Origin of the sequence: Rhizobium sp. 2YAF20, from assembly GCF_052114685.1 — a bacterium.
Classification (GTDB): domain Bacteria; phylum Pseudomonadota; class Alphaproteobacteria; order Rhizobiales; family Rhizobiaceae; genus Rhizobium.
This window is the reverse complement of sequence record NZ_JBFRFF010000001.1, coordinates 13,873-38,126: the sequence shown is the minus strand read 5'-3', so window position 1 is coordinate 38,126 and position 24,254 is coordinate 13,873. Positions and strand designations below refer to the sequence as shown.

Annotated in this window: 24 protein-coding genes and 1 pseudogene; 11 read left to right on the top strand and 14 right to left on the bottom strand. The window is 59.3% G+C overall.

The window, feature by feature from the left end; translation table 11 throughout:
• Positions 1-72 precede the first annotated feature (72 nt).
• Both AB4Z52_RS00185 and AB4Z52_RS00180 read left to right on the top strand, forming a co-directional pair.
• Positions 73-1,164, top strand: coding sequence for a CobW family GTP-binding protein (locus AB4Z52_RS00185; RefSeq protein ID WP_442215732.1), 1,092 nt, complete (start codon positions 73-75; stop codon positions 1,162-1,164).
• A complete protein-coding gene (locus AB4Z52_RS00180) occupies positions 1,164-2,153 on the top strand; it encodes a WD40 repeat domain-containing protein (protein ID WP_442215730.1) in 990 nt (329 codons plus the stop codon). The genes AB4Z52_RS00185 and AB4Z52_RS00180 overlap by 1 nt, the downstream gene beginning before the upstream one ends.
• A 209-nt stretch (positions 2,154-2,362) precedes the next feature.
• Here the strand turns inward: AB4Z52_RS00180 and AB4Z52_RS00175 are convergent, their stop codons facing one another.
• The gene (locus tag AB4Z52_RS00175; protein ID WP_442215728.1) at positions 2,363-2,953 is read right to left on the bottom strand and encodes a GNAT family N-acetyltransferase; all 591 of its coding nucleotides are present in this window, start codon (positions 2,951-2,953) and stop codon (positions 2,363-2,365) included.
• Positions 2,954-3,041: 88 nt separating this feature from the next.
• Positions 3,042-4,175, bottom strand: a complete 1,134-nt coding sequence (gene odc2 / locus AB4Z52_RS00170; RefSeq protein ID WP_442215726.1) for an ornithine/lysine decarboxylase — start codon at positions 4,173-4,175, stop codon at positions 3,042-3,044.
• A 527-nt stretch (positions 4,176-4,702) separates the two neighbouring features.
• Here odc2 and AB4Z52_RS00165 point away from each other — a divergent pair.
• The 3 genes from AB4Z52_RS00165 to AB4Z52_RS00155 all read left to right on the top strand — a co-directional run bounded on the left by AB4Z52_RS00165 (position 4,703) and on the right by AB4Z52_RS00155 (position 7,430).
• Complete coding sequence (locus AB4Z52_RS00165) at positions 4,703-5,596, top strand: LysR family transcriptional regulator (protein WP_442215724.1); 894 nt, start codon at positions 4,703-4,705, stop codon at positions 5,594-5,596.
• 65 nt (positions 5,597-5,661) lie between these two features.
• Complete coding sequence (locus AB4Z52_RS00160) at positions 5,662-6,330, top strand: DUF1007 family protein (RefSeq protein ID WP_442215722.1); 669 nt, start codon at positions 5,662-5,664, stop codon at positions 6,328-6,330.
• Positions 6,324-7,430, top strand: coding sequence for a nickel/cobalt transporter (locus tag AB4Z52_RS00155; protein ID WP_442215720.1), 1,107 nt, complete (start codon positions 6,324-6,326; stop codon positions 7,428-7,430). Before AB4Z52_RS00160 ends, AB4Z52_RS00155 begins: the two co-directional genes overlap by 7 nt.
• Positions 7,431-7,454: 24 nt before the next feature.
• On the opposite strand, the gene AB4Z52_RS00150 is transcribed toward AB4Z52_RS00155, so the two are convergent.
• The 3 genes from AB4Z52_RS00150 to AB4Z52_RS00140 form a co-directional block, all read right to left on the bottom strand.
• A complete protein-coding gene (locus AB4Z52_RS00150) occupies positions 7,455-8,006 on the bottom strand; it encodes an acyltransferase (protein WP_442215718.1) in 552 nt (183 codons plus the stop codon).
• A 197-nt stretch (positions 8,007-8,203) separates the two neighbouring features.
• Positions 8,204-8,419, bottom strand: coding sequence for a hypothetical protein (locus AB4Z52_RS00145; RefSeq protein WP_442215716.1), 216 nt, complete (start codon positions 8,417-8,419; stop codon positions 8,204-8,206).
• Positions 8,416-9,111 carry a GNAT family N-acetyltransferase gene (locus AB4Z52_RS00140; protein ID WP_442215714.1) on the bottom strand — a complete coding sequence of 232 codons (696 nt, stop codon included), beginning with the start codon at positions 9,109-9,111 and terminating at the stop codon, positions 8,416-8,418. The genes AB4Z52_RS00145 and AB4Z52_RS00140 overlap by 4 nt, the downstream gene beginning before the upstream one ends.
• A 24-nt stretch (positions 9,112-9,135) precedes the next feature.
• Here AB4Z52_RS00140 and AB4Z52_RS00135 point away from each other — a divergent pair, with 24 nt between their 5' ends.
• Positions 9,136-9,633 carry a class I SAM-dependent methyltransferase gene (locus AB4Z52_RS00135; RefSeq protein WP_442215713.1) on the top strand — a complete coding sequence of 166 codons (498 nt, stop codon included), beginning with the start codon at positions 9,136-9,138 and terminating at the stop codon, positions 9,631-9,633.
• A gap of 80 nt (positions 9,634-9,713) precedes the next feature.
• A complete protein-coding gene (locus AB4Z52_RS00130) occupies positions 9,714-10,541 on the top strand; it encodes a COG4705 family protein (RefSeq protein ID WP_442215711.1) in 828 nt (275 codons plus the stop codon).
• A 139-nt stretch (positions 10,542-10,680) separates the two neighbouring features.
• Here AB4Z52_RS00130 and AB4Z52_RS00125 read toward each other — a convergent pair.
• A pseudogene (locus AB4Z52_RS00125) lies at positions 10,681-10,770 on the bottom strand (tellurite resistance TerB family protein); the annotation flags it as partial.
• Between the two features lie 131 nt (positions 10,771-10,901).
• Positions 10,902-11,540: a 2-dehydro-3-deoxy-phosphogluconate aldolase gene (locus AB4Z52_RS00120; RefSeq protein WP_442215710.1), complete on the bottom strand. Its 639-nt coding sequence runs from the start codon at positions 11,538-11,540 to the stop codon at positions 10,902-10,904.
• A gap of 164 nt (positions 11,541-11,704) precedes the next feature.
• On the opposite strand from AB4Z52_RS00120, the gene AB4Z52_RS00115 reads away from it, so the two are divergent.
• The 4 genes from AB4Z52_RS00115 to AB4Z52_RS00100 all read left to right on the top strand — a co-directional run bounded on the left by AB4Z52_RS00115 (position 11,705) and on the right by AB4Z52_RS00100 (position 15,530).
• Positions 11,705-12,178: a CYTH domain-containing protein gene (locus tag AB4Z52_RS00115; RefSeq protein WP_442215708.1), complete on the top strand. Its 474-nt coding sequence runs from the start codon at positions 11,705-11,707 to the stop codon at positions 12,176-12,178.
• Positions 12,168-13,076 (top strand): CHAD domain-containing protein, encoded by a 909-nt coding sequence (locus AB4Z52_RS00110; protein WP_442215706.1) that lies wholly within the window; start codon positions 12,168-12,170, stop codon positions 13,074-13,076. The genes AB4Z52_RS00115 and AB4Z52_RS00110 overlap by 11 nt, the downstream gene beginning before the upstream one ends.
• Before the next feature lie 100 nt (positions 13,077-13,176).
• Positions 13,177-14,121: an oxygen-dependent tRNA uridine(34) hydroxylase TrhO gene (trhO, locus tag AB4Z52_RS00105; protein ID WP_442215704.1), complete on the top strand. Its 945-nt coding sequence runs from the start codon at positions 13,177-13,179 to the stop codon at positions 14,119-14,121.
• Between the two features lie 803 nt (positions 14,122-14,924).
• The gene (locus AB4Z52_RS00100) at positions 14,925-15,530 is read left to right on the top strand and encodes a hypothetical protein (protein ID WP_442215702.1); all 606 of its coding nucleotides are present in this window, start codon (positions 14,925-14,927) and stop codon (positions 15,528-15,530) included.
• On the opposite strand, the gene AB4Z52_RS00095 is transcribed toward AB4Z52_RS00100, so the two are convergent.
• From AB4Z52_RS00095 to AB4Z52_RS00065, 7 genes are all read right to left on the bottom strand, one after another.
• Positions 15,527-16,072: an NADPH-dependent FMN reductase gene (locus AB4Z52_RS00095; RefSeq protein WP_442216619.1), complete on the bottom strand. Its 546-nt coding sequence runs from the start codon at positions 16,070-16,072 to the stop codon at positions 15,527-15,529. The two genes, AB4Z52_RS00100 and AB4Z52_RS00095, sit on opposite strands and share 4 nt — an antisense overlap.
• Before the next feature lie 46 nt (positions 16,073-16,118).
• Positions 16,119-17,492: a GH1 family beta-glucosidase gene (locus AB4Z52_RS00090; RefSeq protein ID WP_442215700.1), complete on the bottom strand. Its 1,374-nt coding sequence runs from the start codon at positions 17,490-17,492 to the stop codon at positions 16,119-16,121.
• A 147-nt stretch (positions 17,493-17,639) separates the two neighbouring features.
• On the bottom strand, positions 17,640-18,827 hold the full coding sequence (locus AB4Z52_RS00085) for a Gfo/Idh/MocA family protein (protein WP_442215698.1): 1,188 nt from the start codon (positions 18,825-18,827) through the stop codon (positions 17,640-17,642).
• 159 nt (positions 18,828-18,986) lie between these two features.
• Complete coding sequence (locus AB4Z52_RS00080; RefSeq protein ID WP_442215696.1) at positions 18,987-20,039, bottom strand: sugar phosphate isomerase/epimerase family protein; 1,053 nt, start codon at positions 20,037-20,039, stop codon at positions 18,987-18,989.
• A 242-nt stretch (positions 20,040-20,281) separates the two neighbouring features.
• On the bottom strand, positions 20,282-21,229 hold the full coding sequence (locus AB4Z52_RS00075) for a substrate-binding domain-containing protein (protein ID WP_442215695.1): 948 nt from the start codon (positions 21,227-21,229) through the stop codon (positions 20,282-20,284).
• Positions 21,230-21,300: 71 nt separating this feature from the next.
• Entirely contained in the window at positions 21,301-22,305 is a 1,005-nt protein-coding gene (locus AB4Z52_RS00070; protein ID WP_442215693.1) for an ABC transporter permease, read from the bottom strand.
• A 10-nt stretch (positions 22,306-22,315) separates the two neighbouring features.
• Complete coding sequence (locus AB4Z52_RS00065) at positions 22,316-23,851, bottom strand: sugar ABC transporter ATP-binding protein (protein WP_442215691.1); 1,536 nt, start codon at positions 23,849-23,851, stop codon at positions 22,316-22,318.
• Positions 23,852-24,254 lie beyond the last annotated feature (403 nt).

Below are 24,254 nucleotides of genomic sequence, written 5' to 3'. Positions count from 1 at the left end.
AATCGAACCCTTATATGGAGGCTGATCGACTTCCAGCCCTCAGGGGCGACAATCCATATATCGAGGTTCCCCATGACCGAAACCGCCGCTATCAAGCCCATTCCTGTGACCGTTCTGACCGGCTATCTCGGCGCCGGCAAGACGACGCTGTTGAACCGCATCCTGACTGAAAGCCATGGCAAGAAGTACGCGGTCATCGTCAACGAGTTCGGCGAGATCGGCATCGACAACGACCTGATCGTCGAGTCGGACGAGGAAATCTACGAGATGAACAACGGCTGCGTCTGCTGCACGGTGCGCGGCGACCTCATCCGGGTCGTCGAGGGCCTGATGCGCCGTCCCGGCCGCTTCGACGGTATCATCGTTGAAACGACGGGCCTTGCAGACCCGGTTCCCGTCGCCCAGACCTTCTTCATGGATGACGACGTTCGCGCAAAGACCGAGCTGGATGCAGTCGTTGCCCTGGTCGATGCCAAGCATCTGCCGTTACGCCTGAAGGATAGCCGCGAAGCCGAAGACCAGATCGCATTTGCCGATGTCGTCATCATCAACAAGACCGACCTCGTGACGCAACAGGAGCTTGCGCTGATCGAGGAGATTGTCCGCGCCATCAACCCGGCTGCCCGCATCTACAAGACCAGCCGCTCCGGCGTCGATCTCGCCCACGTGCTCAATCAGGGCGCCTTCAACCTGGAGCGCGCGCTAGAGAACGATCCGCATTTTCTCGAGCACGGCCATGACGATCACGCTTGCGGGCCCGATTGCGATCATCACGATCACGATCACGACCACCATGACCATGACCATCATCACCATGATCACGATCACGCGCACCACAATCACGGCCCTTCCGCCATCCATGACGTGACGGTGCAGTCCGTCTCGCTGCGTGGCGGCGAGATGAATGCCGATCGCTTCTTTCCCTGGATCCAGAAGATCACCCAGACGGACGGCCCGAATATTCTCAGGCTCAAGGGCATCATTGCCTTCAAGGACGATCCGGAACGCTATGTTGTGCAAGGCGTGCACATGATCATCGAAGGCGACCATCAGCGCGCCTGGAAAGACGGCGAGAAGCACGAAAGCCGCCTCGTCTTCATTGGCCGCGAACTCGACCGCGAAAAGCTGGAAAATAGCTTCAAGGCCTGCGAGGCGGCTGCCTGATGCCGACAGTTGCGCCGCTTGATGTCGACGGCCACGTCCTGGCCGTCGAATTTTTGAAGGATACCCCCCTCTTCGTCGCGGCCGCCGGAACGGTTCACCGGCTGGAAGGCGGCGAGAAAATCTCCGAAACAGGACAGGGCCTGCTGACTGTCATTCGCGATCCCTATAGCGACAGTCTCATCGCCGGCGGCGAAGACGGCAAGGTGCAGCGTATATCCGCAAATGGAGACGTCGTCGAACTTGCTCATGCACCGCGCAAGTGGATCACGCAGCTTGCCGCCGGTCCGCAGGGCACGATTGCCTATGCCTACGGCAAAAGCACGCTTGTCCGTCTTGCCGATGGCACGACGAAGGAATTTGCCGAGGAACGCACCGTTGAAGGCATCGCCTTTGCGCCGAAGGGCCTGCGGATCGCAGTTGCACGCTACAACGGCGTCTCCCTGCATTGGGTCGGCATGAGCGCCCAGCCCACCATCCTCGAGTGGAAAGGCGCGCACACCGGCGTCGTCTTCTCCCCCGACGGCCAGTTCGTCGTCACCACGATGCAGGAAAATGCACTGCACGGCTGGAAGCTGGACGCCAAGGCCGGTGCTGAAGCGCGCCACATGCGCATGACCGGCTATCCCTCGAAAGTGAAGTCGCTGTCCTGGTCGGCCAAGGGGAAATGGCTGGCGTCCTCAGGTGCGCCGGCGGCCATCGTCTGGCCCTTCCAGGGCAAGGATGGACCGATGGGCAAGGCTCCGCTGGAGCTTGGCACCCGCGCCAACATCATGGCGACTTCAGTCCTCTTTCACCCGCTTGAAGATATCCTTGCCATCGGCTTTATCGACGGCATGATCCTTGCGGTGCGCATCAGCGACAACAAGGAAGCATTGCTTCGCCGGCCCGGAAAGGGCGCGATCACCTCGATGAGCTGGAGCAAATCCGGCAAGCTTCTCGCTTTCGCGTCGGAAGCCGGCGATTGCGGCGTGGTCGATATTGCGAGCTGATGATCGCCCTGTCGTGAACCAGCACGACAAGCGCAGCATTGCAAATGACAAACTGCGTTTGCGCCAATAGCATCAAGCAGCCTCGTGCCACGCACCCTATAAGAAGAACTGTCTGAGAAAGGCGGATCGCCAGATGCACCGGGAAGTTCCCGCTGCCAGGTAAATATGGGAAGCAAAGTCACCCCGGCGTGCCGGGGGTGACAGCTTTCTCAGGCCGCGCGGCTCATCGGAGGCCGGGTCAATTGCCGGCCGCTGGCAACAAGCAGACCGACTGCGCCGTCAAGCCAGCCATCCTTGAGTTCGAGCGCCAGGAACCGGCTCCGCTCAAACGGGCCAGGCATGATGAGATGGCGGGCCTTGTCGGCAAAGAAGCCGAACCGCTCATAATAAGAGGCATCGCCAACCAGCATGATTGCCCCGTGGCCGTGCTTTTTTGCTTCCATGATCGCAGCGCGCATCAGCGCGGAGCCAATGCCCTTGCCCTCATGTGCCGGATCGACTGCAAGCGGGCCGAGCAGGAGCGCATCAACGGGATGAGTTTCGCGATCGACGCCAGCCTCGATGTTCCAGAGACGGACCGTGCCGATGACGTGGCCGCTGCGATCGCGGGCAACAAGCGCCAGCCCCTCGGCCGGAACGCGACCGCGGCGAAGCTTTTCCGACGACTTCTTTGTGCGCCCAGTGCCCATGGCGCGGTCGAGCAGGCTTTCCCGGGCGACGACGTCGCCGGCATTTTCAAGGTCGATAGTGAATGTGGACGGCGCAAAGAATGCGCGTACAGAATCAAGAACAGCGGCCATTTTGGCCTCCCGTACCCAATACCGTTATCAGCGGCGGTGAAAGAGAATTGTGAGGGTGCCGCCCCGACTGGCTACGGGGCCGGCGACATCAGATAACGTAGGCTTTCAGTGGCTCGAAGCCGTTGAAGGCGACCGCCGAGTAGGTGGTCGTATAGGCGCCTGTACCTTCGATCAGGACCTCGTCGCCGATGGTGAGCGTCACCGGTAGCGGATAGAGGTTCTTCTCGTAAAGCACGTCTGCCGAATCGCAGGTCGGGCCGGCAATGATGCAGGGCTCCATCTCGTCGCCGTCGCGTTCGGTGCGGATCGGGTAACGGATAGCCTCGTCCATCGTCTCGGCGAGACCGCCGAACTTGCCGATGTCGAGGAAGACCCAACGTGCCGTGTCGTTGTCCGACTTCTTCGAGATCAGGACGACTTCCGTCTTGATCACGCCGGCATTGCCGACCATGCCGCGGCCCGGCTCGATGATCGTGACCGGAAGCTGGTTGCCGAAATGGGCGCGCAGGCTCTGATTGATCGCCTTGCCATAGGCTTCGGCGGACGGAACGTCGCGCAGGTACTTGGTCGGGAAACCGCCGCCCATGTTGACCATCTTCAGGTGGATGCCCTGCTTGGCCAGCGACACGAAAACGCGCTTGGCATCGGCAAGAGCTGCATCCCAGGCATCGACCTTGGTCATCTGCGATCCGACATGGAACGACACGCCATAGGATTCGAGACCGAGCTGATGGGCATAGACGAGAACGTCGACAGCCATCTGCGGCACGCAGCCGAACTTGCGCGACAGCGGCCATTCGGCGCCTTCGCCATCGGTCAGGACGCGGCAGAACACACGGGCGCCGGGAGCTGCACGGGAAATCTTTTCAACTTCCTCATGGCTGTCGACCGCAAACAGGCCGATGCCGAGTGCATGCGCACGAGCGATATCGCGTTCCTTCTTGATCGTGTTGCCGAAGGAGATGCGAGCAGGGGTCGCGCCGGCGTCGAGCGCCATTTCGACTTCCGCAACGGATGCGCAATCAAAATTCGAGCCGAGACCTGCGAGAAGCTTCAGCACTTCCGGAGCCGGGTTTGCCTTGACGGCATAGTAGATGGCGCTGTCCGGCATCGCATGGCGGAAAGCATGAAAATTGTCGCGGACAACGTCGAGGTCGACCACAAGGCAGGGACCGTCAGGACGTCGGGTTGCGAGGAAGTCGCGGATGCGCTGGGTGGTCATGGTTATTCCCTCTCATATTCCAGAGCTCCGGCAAAACCGGAGGACAAAGGGCGTATGAGAATCCGCTCAGGAACCAGCCGGTGGAGACCCCGGATCCTTGGCAAACGCTCAACGCGCAATTCGTGAACCAACGCCAATAGTCGGCATAGGTTCGGCTTTGTCTGCCATGGATTGGAGGGAATATCCCAACCGCACTTCCGGCAATGATGGTGTGCCTCTTCAGTAACCCCGGCTGATGGAAAGCCGGGAGAGAACAAAAAGGCCCGCACCGTCGTTGCTTCAGATGTCCTCGCATTTCCCGGATGGCCGGAATAGCGACTGGAGGGGTTAATTCCAGGTACCTTACCGATTTCCTCACCACATCGAGGATCGGCGGACACCCACGGGCACGTGCGACTTTGGGCTGAGAGGGAGATAAGAATATTTGCCGTCATAATCAAGAATTTTTTTGACCCGCGCCTTAAAAAAATAATTGAACAATGTCACCGCTTTCGTTCAATATCTGGAAACGACACGGAGGGGTTCGCATGGACACGCTGACACGCATACGCGCTTTCATCGACGTCGTCGAAGCGGAAGGCTTTTCCGCCGCAGCGCGCAAGACCGGCCGCTCCAAGGCGCTATTGTCCAAATATGTCCGCGAACTGGAGGACGAGCTTGGCGCCCTGCTGCTCAACCGGACGACGCGACAATTTTCGATGACCGAGGCCGGTCATACCTACTTCCGCACCGCGTCCGACATTTTGAAGGAAATCGACAACCTCGCCGATCTCGTGCGCGAGAACAATCAGCAGCTCAAGGGCCGGTTGCGCATCTCGGTGCCGCGTACCTTTGTCGACGCCGATGTCGGCCAGTCGCTTATCGACTTTGCCAAAGAAAACCCCAATCTCTCCCTGGAGATTGCGGCTGAGGATCGCTTCGTGGACCTGATCGAGGAGGGTTTCGATGTCGCTGTGCGTGTCACCAAGCTCGAAGATAGCGGCATGATCGCCCGCAAGATCTCGGATTTCCGAGTCCATATCTGCGCGACGCAGGAATTCATCGACAGCCACCAGCCGCTCGACCACCCGAGCGACCTTGCGCGCGTTCCCTTCATCATCGACACCAACAACCGGTCGCAGAACAGCCTCAAATTCTATAATCCCGACGGCACGACGTTCAATGTCGCAATGAACGGCCCGATGGAGGTCAACAGCCCGCATGCGACACTGCGTGGCGCGCTCTCCAGCATCGGCATCGCCGTCGTTCCCGACTTCATCGCCCGCAAGAGCATCGACAGCGGAGAGTTGCTGACCCTGTTCAACGACTATGTCCCGACCGACCGCGGCATCTACGCTGTCTACCCGCACCGCCGCTACCTGCCGGCAAAGGTGCGCATCTTCGTCGACTACCTGCACAACTGGTTCCGCAAGAACGGATGAGGCGTTCGGTCGCTGCCGCAGGTCCCAATTCCGTCTCATTTTTTGAGCAAAAGCAAGGCGAAGCAATGCTCGCGACATATACGGGGCGCATGGGAAAATTCACCGCCATCCTCGCCGGAGCAATCTGCCTTGCTCCCGTATCGGCTTTCGCGCATCCGCATATCTTCGTGGAAGCGCGTCTTGAAGTGGTGGCGGGTCCTGACGGCAACGTCCAGGAACTGCATAATGTCTGGCGCTTCGACGAAGTCTTTTCTTCGTCTGTGCTGATGGACTTTGACAAGAACACCAACCTGAAGCTTGATCCCGATGAACTGAAGGAAGTCGGCAAGACGGTACGCGATTCGCTGGTCGACTATGACTACTACGTGAACATGACGCTGAACGGCAAAGCCATCAAAGTGAACAAGCCCGACGTCATCAACGTCGACTACAAGGACGGGCAGCTGTTGATGTTCTTTGCCGTCACGCCGTCCGAGCCAATGCCGATGAAAGGCAACAAGCTCTCGTTCGGCATCTACGATCCGACGCTTTATACCTCGATCGATTTTCCGACCGATGGCGATATGGTAACGATCGGTGACGGCTTCAAAACCTGCCAGAACAAGGTCGTTCGCCCCGATGCCGACGAGGTCATTGCCGAGAACAAGGCATCGCTGACCTCGGCCTTCTTTAACGATCCGACCGGAACAACCATGTCGAAGCTCTTCGCAACGCGGATTGATTCACAATGCTGACAAATCGCAACTGGGCGCTTTTCCCCGTCGCAGCACTTGCTGTCCTTGGCCTGACAGGCCTTGCCCATGCCACCGGATCGCCGCTCGGCATCGGTACGGCGGAGCCGAGCTTCCAGCCGATCGGCGGCCCGCTCGCGCCGATTTTTCTCTATATCAACTATGAGCAGCAGGCCTTCTATCGGGCGCTGACCAAGTCGATCGAGGCGATGCGCCAGGATCCTCGCGAGCTCTGGACCCTGGTCGGCCTCTCCTTTGCCTATGGCATTTTCCACGCGGCAGGCCCCGGCCACGGCAAGGCTGTCATCTCGTCCTACATGGTCGCCAATGAGATCGAGTTGAAGCGCGGCATCGTCATCTCCTTCATCTCGGCATTCATCCAGGGCCTGGTTGCCGTGCTGGTCGTTGCTGTTGCCTATTTCGCGCTGCGTGGCAGCGGCATCACCATGACGCAAGCCACCAACACGATGGAGATCGCGAGCTTCGTTATGGTCATCCTCTTCGGCGGGTGGCTGCTCTTTCGCAAGCTGCGATCGATGATCCGGTCGATGCCGAGGCGCTCGCGAATGCAACTTTCGACGGCCGCGGGACCGATCGGGATATCGCTATTTGATGGCGTCGACGATAAACGCCGCGGCCAGACCTCGTGGCGCAGTGCACCGCTAAAGCCAGCAAATCAATATAGTTGCGAGGCAGCCGGCAATGATGTGGAAAACGGTATGATCTGCGCGGATTGCGGCCGCTTGCACCTGCCGGACCCGGCGATGCTTGCCGCCGAAAATTTCAGCACCCGCGAGGCGTGGTCGGCCATCGTCGCCGTCGGGCTCCGCCCCTGCTCCGGCGCCCTGCTCGTCATGACCTTCTCGATGTTGAACGGTCTCCTGCTCGGCGGCATCCTGTCCGTCATCGCAATGTCCATCGGTACGGCGATGACGGTTTCGCTGCTTGCCATATTCGCCGTCACCGCCAAGGGCGCGGCACTGCGCCTGGCGGGCAAAGGCTCGCGGAAAGCTGCCTGGGTTGGAAACAGCATCGAGATCCTTGGCGCCCTCTTCGTCATCTGTACCGGCATCCTTCTGCTCGGCGCATCGCTGCAGGCCTGAATTTGCAAGCGGATTGCGGCCCGTTCAGCCCTGCATGACCGTCAGTTGCGCCTTTTCACCGCGCATTTTCAAAAGCCGGGCCGGATTTCCGACATAGATGCCGAAAGGTATGGTTGGCCCTTTGACGACGGCGTTTGCGCCGATGACGCAGCCGTGGCCGATATGCGAGCCTCCGAGGATCTTTGCGCCCGCACCGATCCAGACGTCGCCGTCGATGACGACTGGCTTGTCTGTGACGCCCTGAAACCTGATCGGCTTCGAAACGTCATCGAAATTGTGATCGAAGGAGGCGACGACGACGTTGGCGGCAATTCGGACCTCGTTTCCAATTGTGATGCCGCCATGTCCGAGCAGAACGACGTGATCGTTCAAGGAAACGTGGTCGCCGATTTCTATCCGTCCGTCTTGCGCATCGATCACCACGCCCGATCGAACCGACAGCTTGTCGCCGATCGCGATCCTGCCGCTCCCCCAGCGAAATTGGGTCAGGTGAAAGATCCTGGGCTTTCGCCCAAACGTCAGCGCTCCTCGCGAAAGAAGAGCCTGGAGGCGGTAAAGCAAGCCAAGACTAATCATGAAATCTAAAACTCTTCCAGCCGCGGGCGCCGACTATGCGCTGCTTGCCGTCCCGCAGGAAGCATCCTTGCGCCTGAACAACGTCAATTCACCGGCGATTTCGCCGATTGCCTGGGGATATAGGTGGGAACCCCGAGCGACATTTACCATTCCACCGTCGGAATCAGTGGCCGGCAGGACCACTGGGCGTCGCGAAATCAATCTTCGTGGCGTCGCTGGTACCGCGCCCGCAGCCAGAAGACCAGAAAGAACGATAAGACCAGGCCGGCGCCGACGGCTGTCGCCAGCCAGGGCGAATAGGCGCCCAGCGAAACGACGATCGTCGGCATGAAATAGATGACCACGCCGGCAACAAGCAGGATGGACGCCGCAGCGATTGCAGACGAGCGGCCATCGGCCTTCTTCGGCGTCACGACGCCATGTCCGTTGCAAGCTCGGCTCGAATATCCTGCAAGCGTCGCTGCTGCTTGCCTTCCCTGTCAAAATTGGCCGGCGAGAGCCATGCCTCGAAGGCAGCATTGATGAGAGGCCATTCACCATCGATCATCGAATACCAGGCCGTATCCCGGTTCTTGTGTTTCGACAGCATATGTTGGCGGAAAACGCCCTCGAAGGTGAAGCCGTAGCGTTCAGCCGTGGTTTTGCTGGCCCTGTTCTCGTTGTTGCATTTCCATTCGTAGCGGCGATATCCAAGGTCTTCAAACACATGTTTCGCCATCAGGTAATGCACTTCGGTGGCAAGTGGCGAGCGCGCCATGTCGGCGCCATGGGCGACACCACCCACTTCGACGACGCCATTGGCCGGATCGGCGCGCATGTAGTTCGCCATGCCGACGACCTTGCCCGAGGCGTTGTCGCGAAAGACATGCGTCACCCAGCCGGATTTGGTCTGAACGCTCTCGAGCCAGCTGTCGAAATCCTCGATGCCGGCGAAATCGTCCTGTGAAAAATAGGTGAGCAGCGGATTGATCGCCATGCCGCCGAGGCCGTCCCACAGAGCTTGCAGGTGCCGGGCCCGGTCATAGGGCTCGACGGTCACAAAGCGGCCCTTGAGCGTCACCGGCTTCGGCGCCGGGCAGCCTTTGAAATTCGACAGATCGCGCATAAAGCCCTCCCTTGATAGCAGGAGATGCTTAGGCCAGCCGCCGCCGAAAGGCAACGGCCGGGCTGTCCCTGGGACAATCAGGCTTTTGTTGTCGAGACCGTCGCCTCGACGATGATGGCTATGGTGCACGCGCGCAACCACTTGGCTGTCAATGACGGAAGATTGTCGCTGAAGCAGCGGTCTTTTGAGAAACTGTCGGTAGACGATGCGTCGATGGATGGAATTCTCGCCGTCAACGTCCTTTATTTTGTCGAGCCATTGAAGTCGGCTCTTGCGGAGGCCTGGCGGGTTTTGCGGCCTGGCAGATCGCTGGTCATCTATGTCAGGGACAAGTCCGTCATGTCGCGGCTTCAATTCGACGGGCGCGACACCAGACAGACATTCGATAAGCGGGACTTTACCGACTGCTCCGCACAGGCCCTTTCTGGACGAGTGAAATCGAAATTCGCAGCTTGTGGCTTCCGTTCCGGTTTCGCGGAATTCTGGCAAATGTCACCAAGCCGGTCAGTTTGTCACATCTGACGTTGGCTTAAATTCAGATACAAGGATAGCAAATTGCAAGAACGATTTTGGACCCCAGTAAATTTGATCGGAGATATATCTTGAGCCATACCGTTGCGATATCAGCGACAAAAGTGGAAGGTTTCCGGCAGGCGACTTCGAAAGTTCCGGAAGTCACCGCAATTTTCTGGATCATCAAGATCCTGACCACAGGCATGGGTGAAACGACCTCGGACTTTCTGGTCCGCCAGATTGATCCGCCAATCGCGGTTGGGATTGGGGCGATTTTTCTGATTGCCTCGTTGGCAGTTCAATTCTTTACGCCGGGCTACAATGCCTGGAAATATTGGCAGGCCGTTGTCATGGTTTCCGTCTTTGGCACCATGGCTGCCGATGTCCTGCATGTCGGCTTCGGCGTTCCCTACTGGATTTCGACCACCTTCTTTGCTGCCTCATTGCTGGCGATTTTTGGCGCATGGTACTGGAGCGAACGAACACTTTCCATCCACAGCATCTATACGAAGCGACGTGAGTTTTTCTATTGGGCAACGGTGTTGACAACCTTTGCGCTTGGGACTGCTGCAGGGGACATGACGGCGAGCAGTCTGGGGATGGGGTATTTGCTATCCGGCGCGTTGTTTGCTGCAGTCATCGCTGTTCCGGCTATCGCATACTGGAAGATGGGTCTTCCCGAAATTCCAGCTTTCTGGTTCGCCTATATCGTGACAAGGCCGCTCGGCGCGTCCTTTGCTGACTGGATGGGCGTTTCGCAGGTTCGCGGCGGCCTGGACTGGGGAACAGGTCCTGTCAGCCTGGTCCTGGCAATCCTGATCTGTATCTTTGTCGGCTATTCCACACATTCGTCGCGGCGCGCGCCGCATGGCAGACCTCAGTCAGTGGCGTCCCAATATTCAGAACCTTCTTTCTGAAGGCCGGTAACAGCGGGGCGGTGTTGCACGGATCATAGTGAAGCTGATCTTGAGCGCGTTTTCGCTCTCTGGATGCGCTCCATGCCACATAAGTTCAACAGCGATCGGCGGCATAAGATTGCCAAGCAGAAACATCGGGTGACGAACTGGCCCTGTCCTTCACCGTACCGTCCACGCCCGGCACCTGGCAGCCGAGAAATTGGTCAAGAAGCTTTCTAGGATCGATCATTGTTATCTCTGTCTTCACGATGTTGAAAGCGAGATAGGAATGAAACCGAAAATTGCAAACCCGTCGACAATTGAAAAAGACGCCCCCGAGAAAGGGCGCCTTGCGTTCATCGACAAAATCACATTCCGACTTCAGGCGGTCAGGGCAAATGCCTCGGCAGCGAGCTTGGTAATGCCGTCCCAGTCGCCCGCGGCCACCAACTCCTTCGGCGCCACCCAGGATCCGCCAACGCAGATCACGTTGGGCAGCGAGAGGTAGTCATGGGCATTCTTCAAGGAAATACCGCCCGTCGGGCAGAACAACGTGCCGGCGAGTGGCGACGACAGTGACTTCAGGTATGCAGCGCCACCGGCCTGCTCGGCGGGGAAGAATTTCAAGACCTTGTAGCCTTCCTCGCGCAGCGCCATGACCTCGCTGGCGGTCGCTGCTCCTGGAAGGAACGGCACATGGGATTGGCGCGCAACGTCGAGAAGCTCCTGGGTGGTCCCAGGGCTCACGATGAACTTCGAACCGGCGGCGACCGCCGCTTCCCAATGCGCGACGTTCAGGATCGTGCCGGCCCCGACTTCGGCGCCTTCGACCTCTTCGGCGACGGCCCGAATGGCATCCAACGCGGCAGTGGTCCTGAGCGTGATTTCGATGGCCCTCAGCCCGCCGGCAACCAGCGCGCGCGCCAGAGGCACTGCGGATTTGGCGTCTTCCACGACAAGAACCGGGACGACGGGCTGCAGCTTCAGGATGGAAAGAAGCTTTTCGGTTTTCTCGCCCATGTGCGGCGTGCTCCCTTAAAACGATTGAAAATCCGAAGTTTCGAATAGCCCTCCCCGAACTTCTTGTCGAGACAAAAGCAGGTGAAGGCACACTACGGGTAGGAAAAGCCTCAAACTTCCGCTAGCCTTGATGTTGCAGGGTGCGGGTGGAGCATGTCGGGCATATGGCAAAAGAGATCGAGCGGAAATTTTTGGTTCGCGGCGATGGCTGGCGGAGTTTCGTTTCCCGGACGCGCTTGCTGAGACAGGCCTATATCGCCTCCATGGACGATCGTTCCGTTCGGATAAGGTTGGAGAACGGCCATATCGCCACGCTGACCGTCAAGATCGGCCGGACCATGACCCGCGACGAATTCGAATATGCCATTCCCACGTCCGACGCCGAGGAGTTGCTTGGCACCGCGATCGGCCTGATCATCAGGAAGACACGGCATGTCGTCCCGTTCAAGGGGTTTACCTGGGAAGTCGACGTCTTTGAGGGCGCCCATGCGGGCTTGATCATTGCCGAAGTCGAGATGGATGACGAGAGCGACAAACCGGAACTCCCCGATTGGGTGGGCGAGGAGGTAACGGGGCAATACCGCTACTCCAATCAGGCCCTGGCACTGCAATTCGAGCATGAGTACCATGGCTTATAGGATCAGGCCGGACAAATCCTTCGACGCCGAGGTTCGCGCTGCTGCCCGCGCACAGCTTGAAAAGGCAATTGCCATTCTGCAGGACCGGCCGGATGGTTTGCACGAGGCCATTCACACTGCCCGCAAGCACCTGAAGCGGACGAGAAGCCTCTATAGGCTAGCCGTCGCGCATGTAGCGGAATTCTACGAGCAGGAAAACAAGCGCCTGCAGGGCGTTGCCAAATCGCTTGCCGTCTTTCGCGACGCAACCGCACTTGTCGAGATCGGCAAATATCTGCATGAGACCGCGACATCGCAGGAGGAAGCGTCTGCGCTCGCGCGGGTGGCCGATACATTGGCCGTGCGGCGCGACTGGGTGGCGCGCGCTGAAACCGATATCGAAGCCAAGACCGAGGCGGCAATCGAGACTTGCGGCGATGCGCTACGTGCGCTCGACGACGCCTCATTCAAGGACCACAAGGGCGACGTCGCCGGATTGCTGAAGAAGAGCTGGAGGAAGACCTCCCAGAAGGCCGTTACAGCGCTTACGGCCTGCAGAACGCAAGCCCATACCGACCAGTTTCACGAATTGCGCAAACGCTGCCAGAACTATTGGATGTACCACGCTTTGTTGCGCGATCTCTGGCCCGCGGCGATGCATGCCAAGCAAGTCGAGGCAAAGGCGCTCGTCGAAATCCTTGGCCGCTATCACGATCTTGCCGCCCTTTCCGAAGTCGTCAATCGCGAGCGCGACCTGTTCACCGCAAGCGATGACCAGGCGCGATTGCTGGAAGCCATCATTTCCCGTCAGCAGTTGGCTCGAAGCGCGTCGCTCGAAAAGGCCCGCCACGTATTTTCCGACAACCCGGATGACGAGGCCAAGATGATAGAGCGTCTTTGGTGTGGGGCCCGCCGCTGACGGTCTCACCGGCGCGCGGTACCGTCGCCAGGCAACGAGCCTGATACGGCAAGTGCAAATCGTCATTGCCTGACAGGCTTTGACATTGTATTTCGGGCGCATGACAGACGCCCCCCTCACCCAGCATTCGAAGAATGACGGCACATTCCTTGTTGCCGCGCTTTATCATTTTGCCTCTTTTTTGCGGTTTGAAGCCTTTCGCGAACCGTTGCAGGCCTTGTGTGACCAGAACAGGATCAAGGGCACGCTTCTTCTGGCTCACGAAGGCATCAACGGCACGATCGCCGGCACGGATGCGGCCATCGGCACGGTACTTTCCTTTCTGCGCGCCCAACCCGAATTCGCAAACCTGGAGCACAAGGAGAGCCGTGCGTCGAAGATGCCTTTCGTGCGCATGAAGGTGAAACTGAAGAAAGAGATCGTCACGATGGGCGTCGAGGACATCGACCCGACCCATATCGTCGGCACCTATGTCGCACCTAAGGATTGGAATGCCCTGATCTCCGGTCCTGACACAATCGTCATCGACACCCGCAACGACTACGAAACCGCGATCGGCCTTTTCCGCGGCGCGGTCGACCCGAAGACGAAGACATTTCGGGAATTTCCCGAATGGGTGAAGAACAATCCCGGTCTGCACGAAAAGCCGAAGATCGCGATGTATTGCACAGGCGGCATTCGCTGCGAGAAGGCGACCGCCTTCATGAAGGAACAGGGCTTCGATGAGGTCTACCACCTCAAGGGTGGCATTCTGAAATATCTGGAAGACGTGCCGGCTGAGGAAAGCCTATGGGAAGGCGCCTGCTTCGTCTTCGACGAGCGCGTCTCCGTCGAACATGGATTGAAGGAAGGCTCGCACAGGCTTTGTCACGCCTGCCGCACGCCGATCACGGCCGAAGAGGTGACCTCGCCTTTCTACGAGGCGGGTGTTTCCTGCAGCAATTGCCACAGCGAGCGCACGGAAGACGACCGGGAGCGTTATCGCGAGCGCCAGCGCCAGATTGCACTTGCAAGGAAGCGCGGTCACGAGCGTATCGGTGGCTGATCAGGCAGCAGCGGCCTCGTCGTCTTTGCTTGCCAAGTGCACCGCGTAAGCTGCAAGCCGCAGGTCGATCTCAATATCCGCCATGGGCTTGTCAAAGACACAGCCTGCAGCTGGTCGCAGCCGAATGCCGCCATCGCCTGGGCGTTGTCCAAATCAATGCAGTCAGCAATAAAATTGTCGGCAGTTTTTCGCAATTCGGTAACAACTGCCACCAGGACTACGCGCGTCTGACCATCTCGGAGCTCTTCAAAGACTTCGACCTCCGAAACTTCGTGCTGCGCACGTTCCGCGAGGCGCGGGCTTCCAATGCTCAGGATCACTCGGCGATTATTCGTTCGGCCCAGTCCGCATATTCTTCCAACCGTTCTAATGCTCTATCGGCATCTCGTCTGGTCTTGGCTCGAGACCTGTATTGAACTTCATCTTTCTGCTCGAGAAGCGATGCAAAGTTTCTTGCCTCGGCTTCGTGCAGTCGGTTTCCCAAAGCAAAGTCAATTAAAAGGACTAAACATCAGTTATCTGAACTACCACTAAGTGATCACTGCCGCCAAGTTTAGAATCCGGTCGCCCCCCATCCGTGCCCCGGTATGGTCCGCCGCATGTTCAGGGTCATACGAAAACGACACCGCTATGGGATCTTTGATCTTGGTCTTCGCCGGGCTTTAGGGCTGGAGCAGCGAAAACCGCTCCAGCCTCTCCTATTACCCGTCAGGGCTCTCGCCACCCTCCCACACCAATTCAGGCGGATGGTTGCCGTGCCAGTAGCCGCATAGGTTCCGCAACGTCCTGCGGGACATCGCGAGGTGAACCATCCCCGACACGAGCATCCCGTCGTCGACATGTCGATTGTCTTCGCGCCAGGCGATCTCGGCCGGATGCCAGTCGAAGTACCGCACCAAGAAGCGGTGATCCCCAGGAAAGTGGCCGATCCGAAGATCGAGGGTATTGTCGCCGTTTCCAAGCGACGCCCGGCCAAGCCGATCTGCAACAGCGACAACATTCCCGCTCGCCGAGGAACCGATGTCAAATCAGGCCGCTACCTCCCACAGGTGACGCTGCCCCTCGACCTTTCCAGCCGGGCGCACGCGGTTTGTCCTAGTGAGTTGGTCGAGAGACTGTGCGAAGCAGTTTCCGATCAGGCCTGGCCGGGCGCCGTGCTCTCCAAGCCCGGTCTCACGGACGAATGCCGCCGAGCGTTCAGCCGTCGTGATCTGGCGGCCCGCCTGGCGGAGTGCGGTACGATATCAATGGCAATCGCCGCAGGCGCCGGCCTTCTGCGCCGTGCCTGCCACCACCTATGTCCCGTCACCGAGATTATAACTCGCAGCGTCCAGCTGCTCATCCCGCCTCAAGAACTGCCAATTCTCGGCGTAGACCAACCCGTCATAATCTCGAAGACGGGACGCTAGGGGCGACCGATGGTTTCGGCAAACCGCCGAAGTGCCTCTTGCAGCAATCCCGACGATTTTGCCTCGGAAAGAAGCGCGTTCTGCGCCTGCGGCGTTTTTCCGACCAGCGGCAATTGCACGAAGGCGTCCGCCACCACCCTCAGCGACATCGTCGTCAAGACTTCCGTCAACTGAGACAGAACAAGCTCGCCGCGATGCGACGAATGGGCGATCATGACAGGCTTGAACGGCACTTCGCTGCGTGAAACGAGCCAATCGAGCGCGTTCTTGAGGCCGCCTGGAATCCCGTGCGCATATTCGGGGCAAGCGACGATCAGCCCGTCCGCCAGACGGATCTTTTCGGCGAACCGCTCGACGATCTCAGGGGTGAGTGCGCCTTCCCTATCCGGATTGAAGATCGGCAGATCACCAATCAGCTCGCAGATTTCGATTGCGATGCCATTGGCAGCAGCGGTCCTCAGAGCCTCGAGCAATGCCCGGTTCGTGGAGGCCCGCCGCTGGCTGCCGCAAAGTGCGTAGAATGTCAGCTGCTTGTCACTCATTCCCATGAGTTACAGCCAAGCGCCGATTCGGGCGAGAGGCCACCCCTCACACCGCCTTGTGATTTCCCTTCGGAAACAGCTTGGCCAGCTCGCTATACCACTTGCCGCTTTTCTTGACGGTACGCACCTGCGTTTCGTAGTCGACATGAACGAGACCGAAGCGCATGCGGTAGCCCTCCGCCCACTCGAAATTATCCATCAGGCTCCAAGCGAAATAGCCACGCATCGGATAGCCGTCCTTGATCAGGTCGGCGACGATGCCGAGATGCTCGGTGTAATAATCGAGCCGCGGCTGGTCATCGACCTCGCCGTTGACGACGCCCATGTTGTAGGCGGCGCCGTTCTCCGTGATGTAGCATTCCGGCAAATCGTAGCGCCTGTTGAGATCTTCGACGAGCAGCTTCAGGCCCGGCGCGTAGATCTCCCAACCGATATCGGTCTTTTCGTCGCTGGCTGGCGGCGCTTCCGTCGTCCACGGAAAATCGCCGGCTTTCGCAGCATCGTCGAAAACACGGTCGGGCTTGTAATAGTTGAGGCCCCACCAGTCGAGCTTCTGGTTGATCAGCTTGAGGTCGCCTTCGGCAATCGTCGGCATGCGGTCGCCGAGCGCCTCGAGAAATTCCTTCGGATAGGCTCCCTTGAAGACCGGATCGAAAAACGCGCCATTGTGGAACTGGTGCGCGCGCTCGCCGGCTGCCTTGTCGGCCGCACTGTCCGACCCCGGAATAATAGAGGATGCGTTCAGGACGAGGCCGACGGGCACATTCGGCGCTTCCGCACGGATGGCCTCGACACCCAAACCGTGCGCAAGATTAATATGGTGCATGGCGGCGAGTGCCGCTTCCATGTTGCGCTCGCCTGGGGCGTGAATGCCATGGAGGTGGCTGAGCCAGACGATGCACCAGGGCTCGTTGAAGGTCGCGACCGAATCCAGCCGGTCGCCGAGACGGGCCATAACCAGCTTTGCGTAGCGTTGGTAGGCATAGGCGGTCGAGCGCGCGGTCCAGCCGCCCTCGCCCATCAGCGCCAAGGGCAGGTCCCAATGGTAAAGGGTCGCAAAGGTCTTGATGCCACGCACCTTGCAGCCGTCGACGAGGCGATCGTAGAAATCGAGGCCCGCCTCGTTGATCGGACCGGTCCCTTCCGGGATGATGCGCGGCCAGGCAATCGAGAAGCGATAGGCTTCAACACCCATGTCCTTGATGAGATCGAGATCCTGCTCCAGCCTGTTGTAGTGGTCGCAGGCGACGTCTCCATTGTCACGATTGTGAACACGCCCCGGCATGTTGCAGAAGGCATCCCAGATGGAAGGCTTGCGTCCGTCTGCCTTCGTCGCTCCCTCGATCTGGAAGGCGGCAGTGGCGACGCCAAAGGTGAAATCGCCCGGAAAGCGGTCGGCAAACAGTTTTGGATCGATCATCGGCATCTCCCGAACGTCAGCAAAAGGCAGTAGCGGTTTAAACCAGTCAAAATGGCCTTGTACAGCCCCGATACGACAAATCTGTAACGTTGCAGTTGATAAACCGGAAAAGGAGCGGCCTGCCCTCAAGCCGCCCTTTCGGTTTATTTAGAGCTTGACCCAAGCACCATTGCGCTTTGACGAGGCGACGCAGGCCTCGACGAAGGCGACACCCTTCACGCCGTCGTCGACTGTGGGATAGACGACATCGGGATCGACCGCCTTGCCCTTCTTGACGGCGTTGATGGCACGGGCAGCCTCGGCGTAGATCGTCGCGAATGCTTCGAGATAGCCTTCCGGATGGCCTGACGGCACGCGCGACACGCGGGCAGCAGCGGGACCGGAGCCGGCTCCATTGCGGGTAATTAGCCGCTTCTGTTCACCGTAGGGCGTGTACCAGAGATAGTTCGGATCCTTCTGCGTCCATTCGAGGCCGCCCTTGGTACCATAGACGCGGACCATCAGGCCGTTCTCGTGTCCCGGCGCCACCTGGCTGCACCAGAGCATGCCCTTGGCCGGCTTTTCAGCGCCCTTGGGCTTAAACCGCAGCATAACATGGGCGTTATCGTCGAGAACACGTCCTTCGACGAAGCTGTCGAGGTCTGCAGCCAGGCTATCGAGCTCCAGCCCTGAAATAAAGGCTGCGAGATTATAGGCGTGCGTGCCGATATCGCCGGTCGAACCGCCTGCGCCCGATTGGGCCGGGTCGGTGCGCCAGGCGGCCTGCTTCTGGCCCGACTGTTCGATCGCTTCGGTCAGCCAATCCTGCGGATATTCGGCCTGGACGATACGGATATCCCCGAGTTCGCCGTTCGCCACCATCTCGCGTGCCTGGCGCACCATCGGATAACCGGTGTAATTGTGGGTCAGCACGAACAGCGCACCACTCTCATCGGCGATCTTCTTCAGCTTCTTGGCGTCCGCAAGGTTCGATGTCAGCGGCTTGTCGCAGATGACATGGATGCCGCGCCGCAGGAACTCCTTGGCCGCATCGTAGTGGACATGGTTCGGCGTGACGATCGAAACCGCCTCGATGCCGTTCTTCAGCTTTGCTTCGCGGATCGCCATCTCGCGATAGCTCGAATAGGTTCGAGACGGATCAAGGCCGAGGTCGCGCCCCGAAGCCTGGGCCTTGTCAGGCGATGCCGAAAGCGCGCCGGCGACCAGATCGAACTGATCGTCGATCCGTGCCGCTATTCGGTGCACCGCACCGATAAAGGCGCCGGCGCCGCCGCCCACCATGCCGAGACGAATACGCGGCTCGCGCGCTTCTGCCGATGATCCTTCGATTGCCATTTGTTTCTCCTGGAATTGATACCTAGCGAATTGGGCCAATGCGGGGTTAAGCCCCTCCCCCTTGTGGGGACGGGTTGGTGCGGGGAATTTCCCGAATGGGAAAGACCCCTCCCGGCGCATTCGCGCCACCCTCTCCACAAGGAAGAGGGGTAACCGTGCCTAAATCCCCAGCATCCGCCGGTTTGCCGCCTGGTCGGTGCCGCTGCCGGCGAAGTCGTCGAAAGCCTTTTCGGTGACGCGGATGATGTGCGCCTTGACGAACTCGGCACCCTCGCGAGCGCCGTCCTGCGGATGCTTGAGCGCGCATTCCCACTCGACCACGGCCCAGCCGTCGAAATTATTGGCCGTCATTTTCGAGAAGATCGCCCCGAAATCAACCTGCCCGTCGCCGAGGGAGCGGAAGCGGCCGGCACGCTCGACCCAGCCCTGATAGCCGCCATATACGCCCTGACGCCCGGTCGGATTGAACTCCGCGTCCTTGACGTGGAACATCTTGATGCGGTCTTTGTAAATATCGATGTTGTCGAGGTAATCCAGGCACTGCAGCACATAATGCGAGGGATCATAGAGCATATTGGCGCGCGGGTGGTTGCCGACACGTTCGAGAAACATCTCGAAGGTGACGCCGTCATGCAGGTCTTCGCCCGGATGAATTTCGTAGCAGACATCGACGCCGTTCTCGTCGGCATGGTCGAGGATTGGCTTCCAGCGGCGGGCAAGTTCCTCGAAGGCGGTCTCGACGAGACCCGCCGGACGCTGCGGCCAGGGATACATGAACGGCCAAGCAAGGGCGCCTGAAAAGGTCGCATGCGCCTTGATGCCGAGATGTTTCGAGGCCGTCAGTGCCATCTTCACCTGATCGACCGCCCAGGCCTGCCGCGCCTTCGGATTGCCGCGCACTTCAGGAGCTGCAAAACCGTCGAAGGCTTCGTCATAGGCCGGGTGAACGGCGACGAGCTGGCCCTGAAGATGGGTCGAAAGCTCTGTCACCTCGACGCCGTTCTCGCGCGCCTTGCCGGCAAATTCGTCGCAATAGTCCTTGGAGGTCGCAGCCTTCTTCAGGTCGATCAGCTGCCTTGCCCATGTCGGCACCTGCACACCGATATAGCCCGTGTCGGCCGCCCATTTGGTGATGGCATCCCAGGAATTGAAAGGCGCCGCGTCTCCAGCGAACTGCCCGAGAAACAAAGCCGGACCCTTGATGGTTTTCATGTCGAATTCCTCCCTGAACGTCGACCGTAAACGTTTATGATATGTTTTAACACGCAATTTGGCGGGGGCAAGGCACGTTTGCACCATCGAGAAAGATTTGGAGCAGACGTCACATTCCAATAGGTGGCGACCTAATCACGCAAGCGAAAAAGCCGCAAGTCACCTTGGCCTGACGCTGCAGACAGGTCATCAAAACTGAAAATGCGCCTACCCTTGCGGATAGGCGCATCGAATTTGCGAGATCAGAAAGGGCTATCGGGGAAGTAAAAATCCTTGGCGTTGTCCTTGGTGACCAGCGTCGCATCGACGAGGTAGGTACCGCGCACCGGTACCTGGCCATAGAAATTCGCCGCGGTCAGTTCAAGCGCCGTTCCGACCATTGCCGGCGGGTAGAGCACATCGACGGGGATGAGCTTGTCGCCGTCCATGACTTTCTTGACCATATCCTTCGAGCCGGCGCCGGCAACGACATACTTGATGTCGGTACGCTTTGCCTGATCGATGGCCTGCAGCACGCCGACGGCCATGTCGTCGTCCTGGCACCAGACGACGTCGATCTTCGGGTACTTCGTCAAATAGTCCTGCATGACCTTGAAGGCGTCGTCGCGGTTCCAGTTGCCGAACTGGCGGTCGAGAACCTTGACCTTGGAGCCGGCGATCCCCTTGTCGAAACCGTCCTGGCGCTGCTGATCGATTGGGATCGGCAGGCCGCGAATGACGACGACCTGTGCGTCCGGCGTATTGGCCTTGATATATTCGCCAGCCGTCTGTCCGAGCGCCGGATTATTGCCAGCGACATAGAGGTCACGGATGGTGCTGTCATTGGTGCTCGGCGCCCGGTCGACGATCGCCACGAACTTGCCCTTGTCCTTGACTTCCTTGATGGCGTTGACCAGCGGGTCCGGATCCGAAGGCAGGATGACGAGCGCGTCGATCCCTTGCGTGGCAAGATCCTGCACGGCGTTTGCCTGGCTTGCCGCATCCGGCGAGGTCTTGACGATGACGTTGAGGCCCGGATGCTGCGCCATCAGCAGCTTGGCCACGCGATTGGCGTGGAACACGACACCCGAGGTCCAGCCATGGTCGGCAGCGGGAATGGAAACGCCGATCGTCACCTTCTTGTCTTCGGCATGGACCACCCCGGCGAAAGCCGCCGCGGCAAAGGCCAGGCCCAACATTGTCTTGCGCATATTTTTCTCCTCCCAGAGACATTCAGGGCCTTTTCGGTCAGGGACCGGGCGACCCTTTCAACCCGGCCGATTCACTGCTTGCGCACCAGCGAGCGCTGCACCAGCATCGCGATGATGATGATTGCCCCCTGAATGGCACCGATCAGATATTCGCTGACGAAGTTCGACAGCAGCATGATATTGCCGACGATCTCGAGGATGAAAGCGCCGCAGATCGTCCCCCACACCCGCCCGACGCCGCCGCGCAGCGCCGTGCCGCCGACGACGACCGCGGTGATTGCCTGCAACTCCCAGAGGATGCCCGTCGTTGCCGAGGTCGAGCCGAGACGCGGGACATAGAGCAACACCGCCACGGCAACGCAGAGGCCCTGGATGACGTAGGTTACGGTTCGCACCTGATTGACCGAGATGCCGGAATAGCGCGCCACGTCCTCATTCGATCCAACGGCGACGACATGCCTGCCGTAGCGGGTGCGGTAGAGAACGAAAGCGCCAATCGCGGCCATGGCGAAGATGACGATGATCGGCACCGGGGCGCCGAGCACGGACCCGAAATAGACCGGCCGGTAGAGCTTCATGATATCGGGGTTGCGCAGGGTTATCGCTCCACCCTGCGACAGCCAGGTCGTCAGTCCGCGAAAAATGCCCATGGTGCCGAGCGTAGCGATAAACGGCTCAATACGGCCGACGGTGGTGATCAGCCCGTTGGCAAGGCCGCAGGCCGCCCCGATCGCGATCGCCAGAACCATCGCAGCGACAAGCGTCATTGTCGGGTCGGCGATGACGCCGCTATTGATGAACATGATCATCAGGCTGGCGACGAAGGCAACCATCGCGCCGACGGAAAGGTCGAGCCCACCTGCAGAAATGACGAAGGTTGCGCCGATCGCGATGATGGCGATGAAGGCGCTGCGGGTGATGACGTTGAGCAGGTTGTCGATGCTGATGAAATTGGGATTGGCAAAGGATCCAAGCACCAGAAGCAGTGCCAATGCCACGAACGGTGCGACTGCTCGAAGATCGATGTCCTTCCAGGATCTCTGCGCTTTTGTCGTGTCTACTGCGAGGTTGGTCATTGATACTCCGCTATGCGGCCTCCCCCGACTTGACGCCGGTCGCCAGGACAACGATTTCGTTTTCGGTCATGTGCTCGCCGGCCACCTCGCCAACAATCTGCCCGCTGCGCATGACAAGGATGCGGTCACAAATGCCGATCAGCTCCGGCATTTCCGACGAGACGACGATGACCGAACGCCCTTCTTCGGCAAGCGATGCGATGAACTTGTAGATCTGTTCCTTGGTGCCGATGTCGATGCCGCGGGTCGGCTCGTCGATGATGACGATCTCTGGATTGAGCATCATCATCTTGGCGAGCAACAGCTTCTGCTGGTTTCCGCCTGAGAGCTGGCCGGCCAAGAGATCCTTTCGACCGGTGCGAATATCGAATTCGCGTATCGCCTTGTCGAGCGCGTCGCGCTCCTTGGATCGGTCGATCTGGAAGAAACGTGTGAATCTGGCGAGCGAAGCGAGTGTCAGGTTGACGCGCAAATCCTTGGTCAGAAGCAGGCCCTTACCCTTGCGGTCTTCGCTCAGATAGACGATCCCCGCCTTCAGGCTTGCCTGCACATGGGCGAAATGTGCCGGCTGGCCTTTGAGCCGGATGGTTCCGCGCCCTGTTCGAAGCCCGACAATGCCTTCCATCAATTCGGTGCGGCCAGCGCCGACAAGCCCGGCAAATCCGAGGATCTCGCCCTTTCGCAACTGGAATGAGGCGTGCTGCGCATATCCGGGAACCCAGAAATCCTCAACCTCGAGAATTGTCTCGCGAACCGCCGTGTTGTGCCGATCCGGATAAAGCTTGGCAACGTCGCGGCCAACCATCAGCCGCGCCATGTCACCGGCCTCTAGATCGCTTGCCGGATGCGTGGCGACGAGGCGTCCGTCGCGAAGAACGGTGACCCGATCGGCAATTTCCTTCACTTCGGGCAGGCGGTGGGAAATATAGAGAACGCCGGTGCCGCGGGCCCGGATGTCGTTGATGACCTTCAGCAACGCGCCGGTTTCAGTCGGCGTCAATGAAGCGGTCGGCTCATCGAAGATCACCACGCGGTGCGGGACCAGAAGCACCCGTGCGATCTGGACGAGCTGGCGCTGCGCGATTGAAAGATGCCGCACCACCACGTTGGGATCGATATCGGCACCGAGATCCCGGATGGCGCGACGAGCGCCTTCATTCATGGCGCGATCGTCGACAATCACGCCCTTGTGCAGCTCGCGACCGAGATAGAGGTTCTGCGCGACTGTCAGGTCGGGCGCCAGCAGGATCTCTTGGTGGACCAGCACGATCCCGCGGTTCTCCGCATCGACAGGACTATCAAGGACGATGGCTTCTCCGTCGATCCGAACTTCACCGCGCGTCGGCTGCAAATGGCCGGCCAGCAACCGCATCAGGGTCGATTTGCCGGCACCGTTTTCGCCAATAATGGCGTGAACCTCACCCGAATTGACCGTGAGCGCGATATCTCGGAGCACCTCGACAATGCCAAAGGACTTCGCAAGGCCAACCGCCTGAAGAAGCGGAGGCGCGCCATCCGAAGGGCTGGAGGGAACCGGCATACTCATCGCAGCGGACCCGGCAGATGAGGAGATATGCCGCCACCTGCGGATACAGCAACCAGGCCGCCATCGATATATGCGGAGCCAGCCACCCAATTCAGCGCAGCCAAACTCACGCCAGCGTCCATCGGAAACGTTGCATCCACCCCACTACTCCTCCGAGAATGAGGCTAGCGTAAAATATGAGGTACGTAAAGCAGATTAGTCCTGTATTTTATCGATTACAAACAGTTGGCCTTGTTCATGATCTTGGCGTCAACTCGCCCATACGAGAGCGCAGTTTAAAAACTACGCTCTCGTATGGGTCAGAAGAACTGCTCAAAATCATGCGGTTGACGTGAATGAATAATGAACTTCAGGCTGCGTGAGCTATTGCCGTCCAAGTTCGCAGCGGTCTGAAGCCGTTGTC

Coding starts and splice junctions, on each gene's coding strand:
- AB4Z52_RS00185 (WP_442215732.1), top strand. CDS start 73: ATGACCGAAACCGCCGCTATCAAGCCCATTCCTGTGACCGTTCTGACC.
- AB4Z52_RS00180 (WP_442215730.1), top strand. CDS start 1,164: ATGCCGACAGTTGCGCCGCTTGATGTCGACGGCCACGTCCTGGCCGTC.
- AB4Z52_RS00175 (WP_442215728.1), bottom strand. CDS start 2,953: ATGGCCGCTGTTCTTGATTCTGTACGCGCATTCTTTGCGCCGTCCACA.
- odc2 (WP_442215726.1), bottom strand. CDS start 4,175: ATGACCACCCAGCGCATCCGCGACTTCCTCGCAACCCGACGTCCTGAC.
- AB4Z52_RS00165 (WP_442215724.1), top strand. CDS start 4,703: ATGGACACGCTGACACGCATACGCGCTTTCATCGACGTCGTCGAAGCG.
- AB4Z52_RS00160 (WP_442215722.1), top strand. CDS start 5,662: ATGCTCGCGACATATACGGGGCGCATGGGAAAATTCACCGCCATCCTC.
- AB4Z52_RS00155 (WP_442215720.1), top strand. CDS start 6,324: ATGCTGACAAATCGCAACTGGGCGCTTTTCCCCGTCGCAGCACTTGCT.
- AB4Z52_RS00150 (WP_442215718.1), bottom strand. CDS start 8,006: ATGATTAGTCTTGGCTTGCTTTACCGCCTCCAGGCTCTTCTTTCGCGA.
- AB4Z52_RS00140 (WP_442215714.1), bottom strand. CDS start 9,111: ATGCGCGATCTGTCGAATTTCAAAGGCTGCCCGGCGCCGAAGCCGGTG.
- AB4Z52_RS00135 (WP_442215713.1), top strand. CDS start 9,136: ATGCTTAGGCCAGCCGCCGCCGAAAGGCAACGGCCGGGCTGTCCCTGG.
- AB4Z52_RS00120 (WP_442215710.1), bottom strand. CDS start 11,540: ATGGGCGAGAAAACCGAAAAGCTTCTTTCCATCCTGAAGCTGCAGCCC.
- AB4Z52_RS00115 (WP_442215708.1), top strand. CDS start 11,705: ATGGCAAAAGAGATCGAGCGGAAATTTTTGGTTCGCGGCGATGGCTGG.
- AB4Z52_RS00110 (WP_442215706.1), top strand. CDS start 12,168: ATGGCTTATAGGATCAGGCCGGACAAATCCTTCGACGCCGAGGTTCGC.
- trhO (WP_442215704.1), top strand. CDS start 13,177: ATGACAGACGCCCCCCTCACCCAGCATTCGAAGAATGACGGCACATTC.
- AB4Z52_RS00095 (WP_442216619.1), bottom strand. CDS start 16,072: ATGAGTGACAAGCAGCTGACATTCTACGCACTTTGCGGCAGCCAGCGG.
- AB4Z52_RS00090 (WP_442215700.1), bottom strand. CDS start 17,492: ATGATCGATCCAAAACTGTTTGCCGACCGCTTTCCGGGCGATTTCACC.
- AB4Z52_RS00085 (WP_442215698.1), bottom strand. CDS start 18,827: ATGGCAATCGAAGGATCATCGGCAGAAGCGCGCGAGCCGCGTATTCGT.
- AB4Z52_RS00080 (WP_442215696.1), bottom strand. CDS start 20,039: ATGAAAACCATCAAGGGTCCGGCTTTGTTTCTCGGGCAGTTCGCTGGA.
- AB4Z52_RS00075 (WP_442215695.1), bottom strand. CDS start 21,229: ATGCGCAAGACAATGTTGGGCCTGGCCTTTGCCGCGGCGGCTTTCGCC.
- AB4Z52_RS00070 (WP_442215693.1), bottom strand. CDS start 22,305: ATGACCAACCTCGCAGTAGACACGACAAAAGCGCAGAGATCCTGGAAG.
- AB4Z52_RS00065 (WP_442215691.1), bottom strand. CDS start 23,851: ATGAGTATGCCGGTTCCCTCCAGCCCTTCGGATGGCGCGCCTCCGCTT.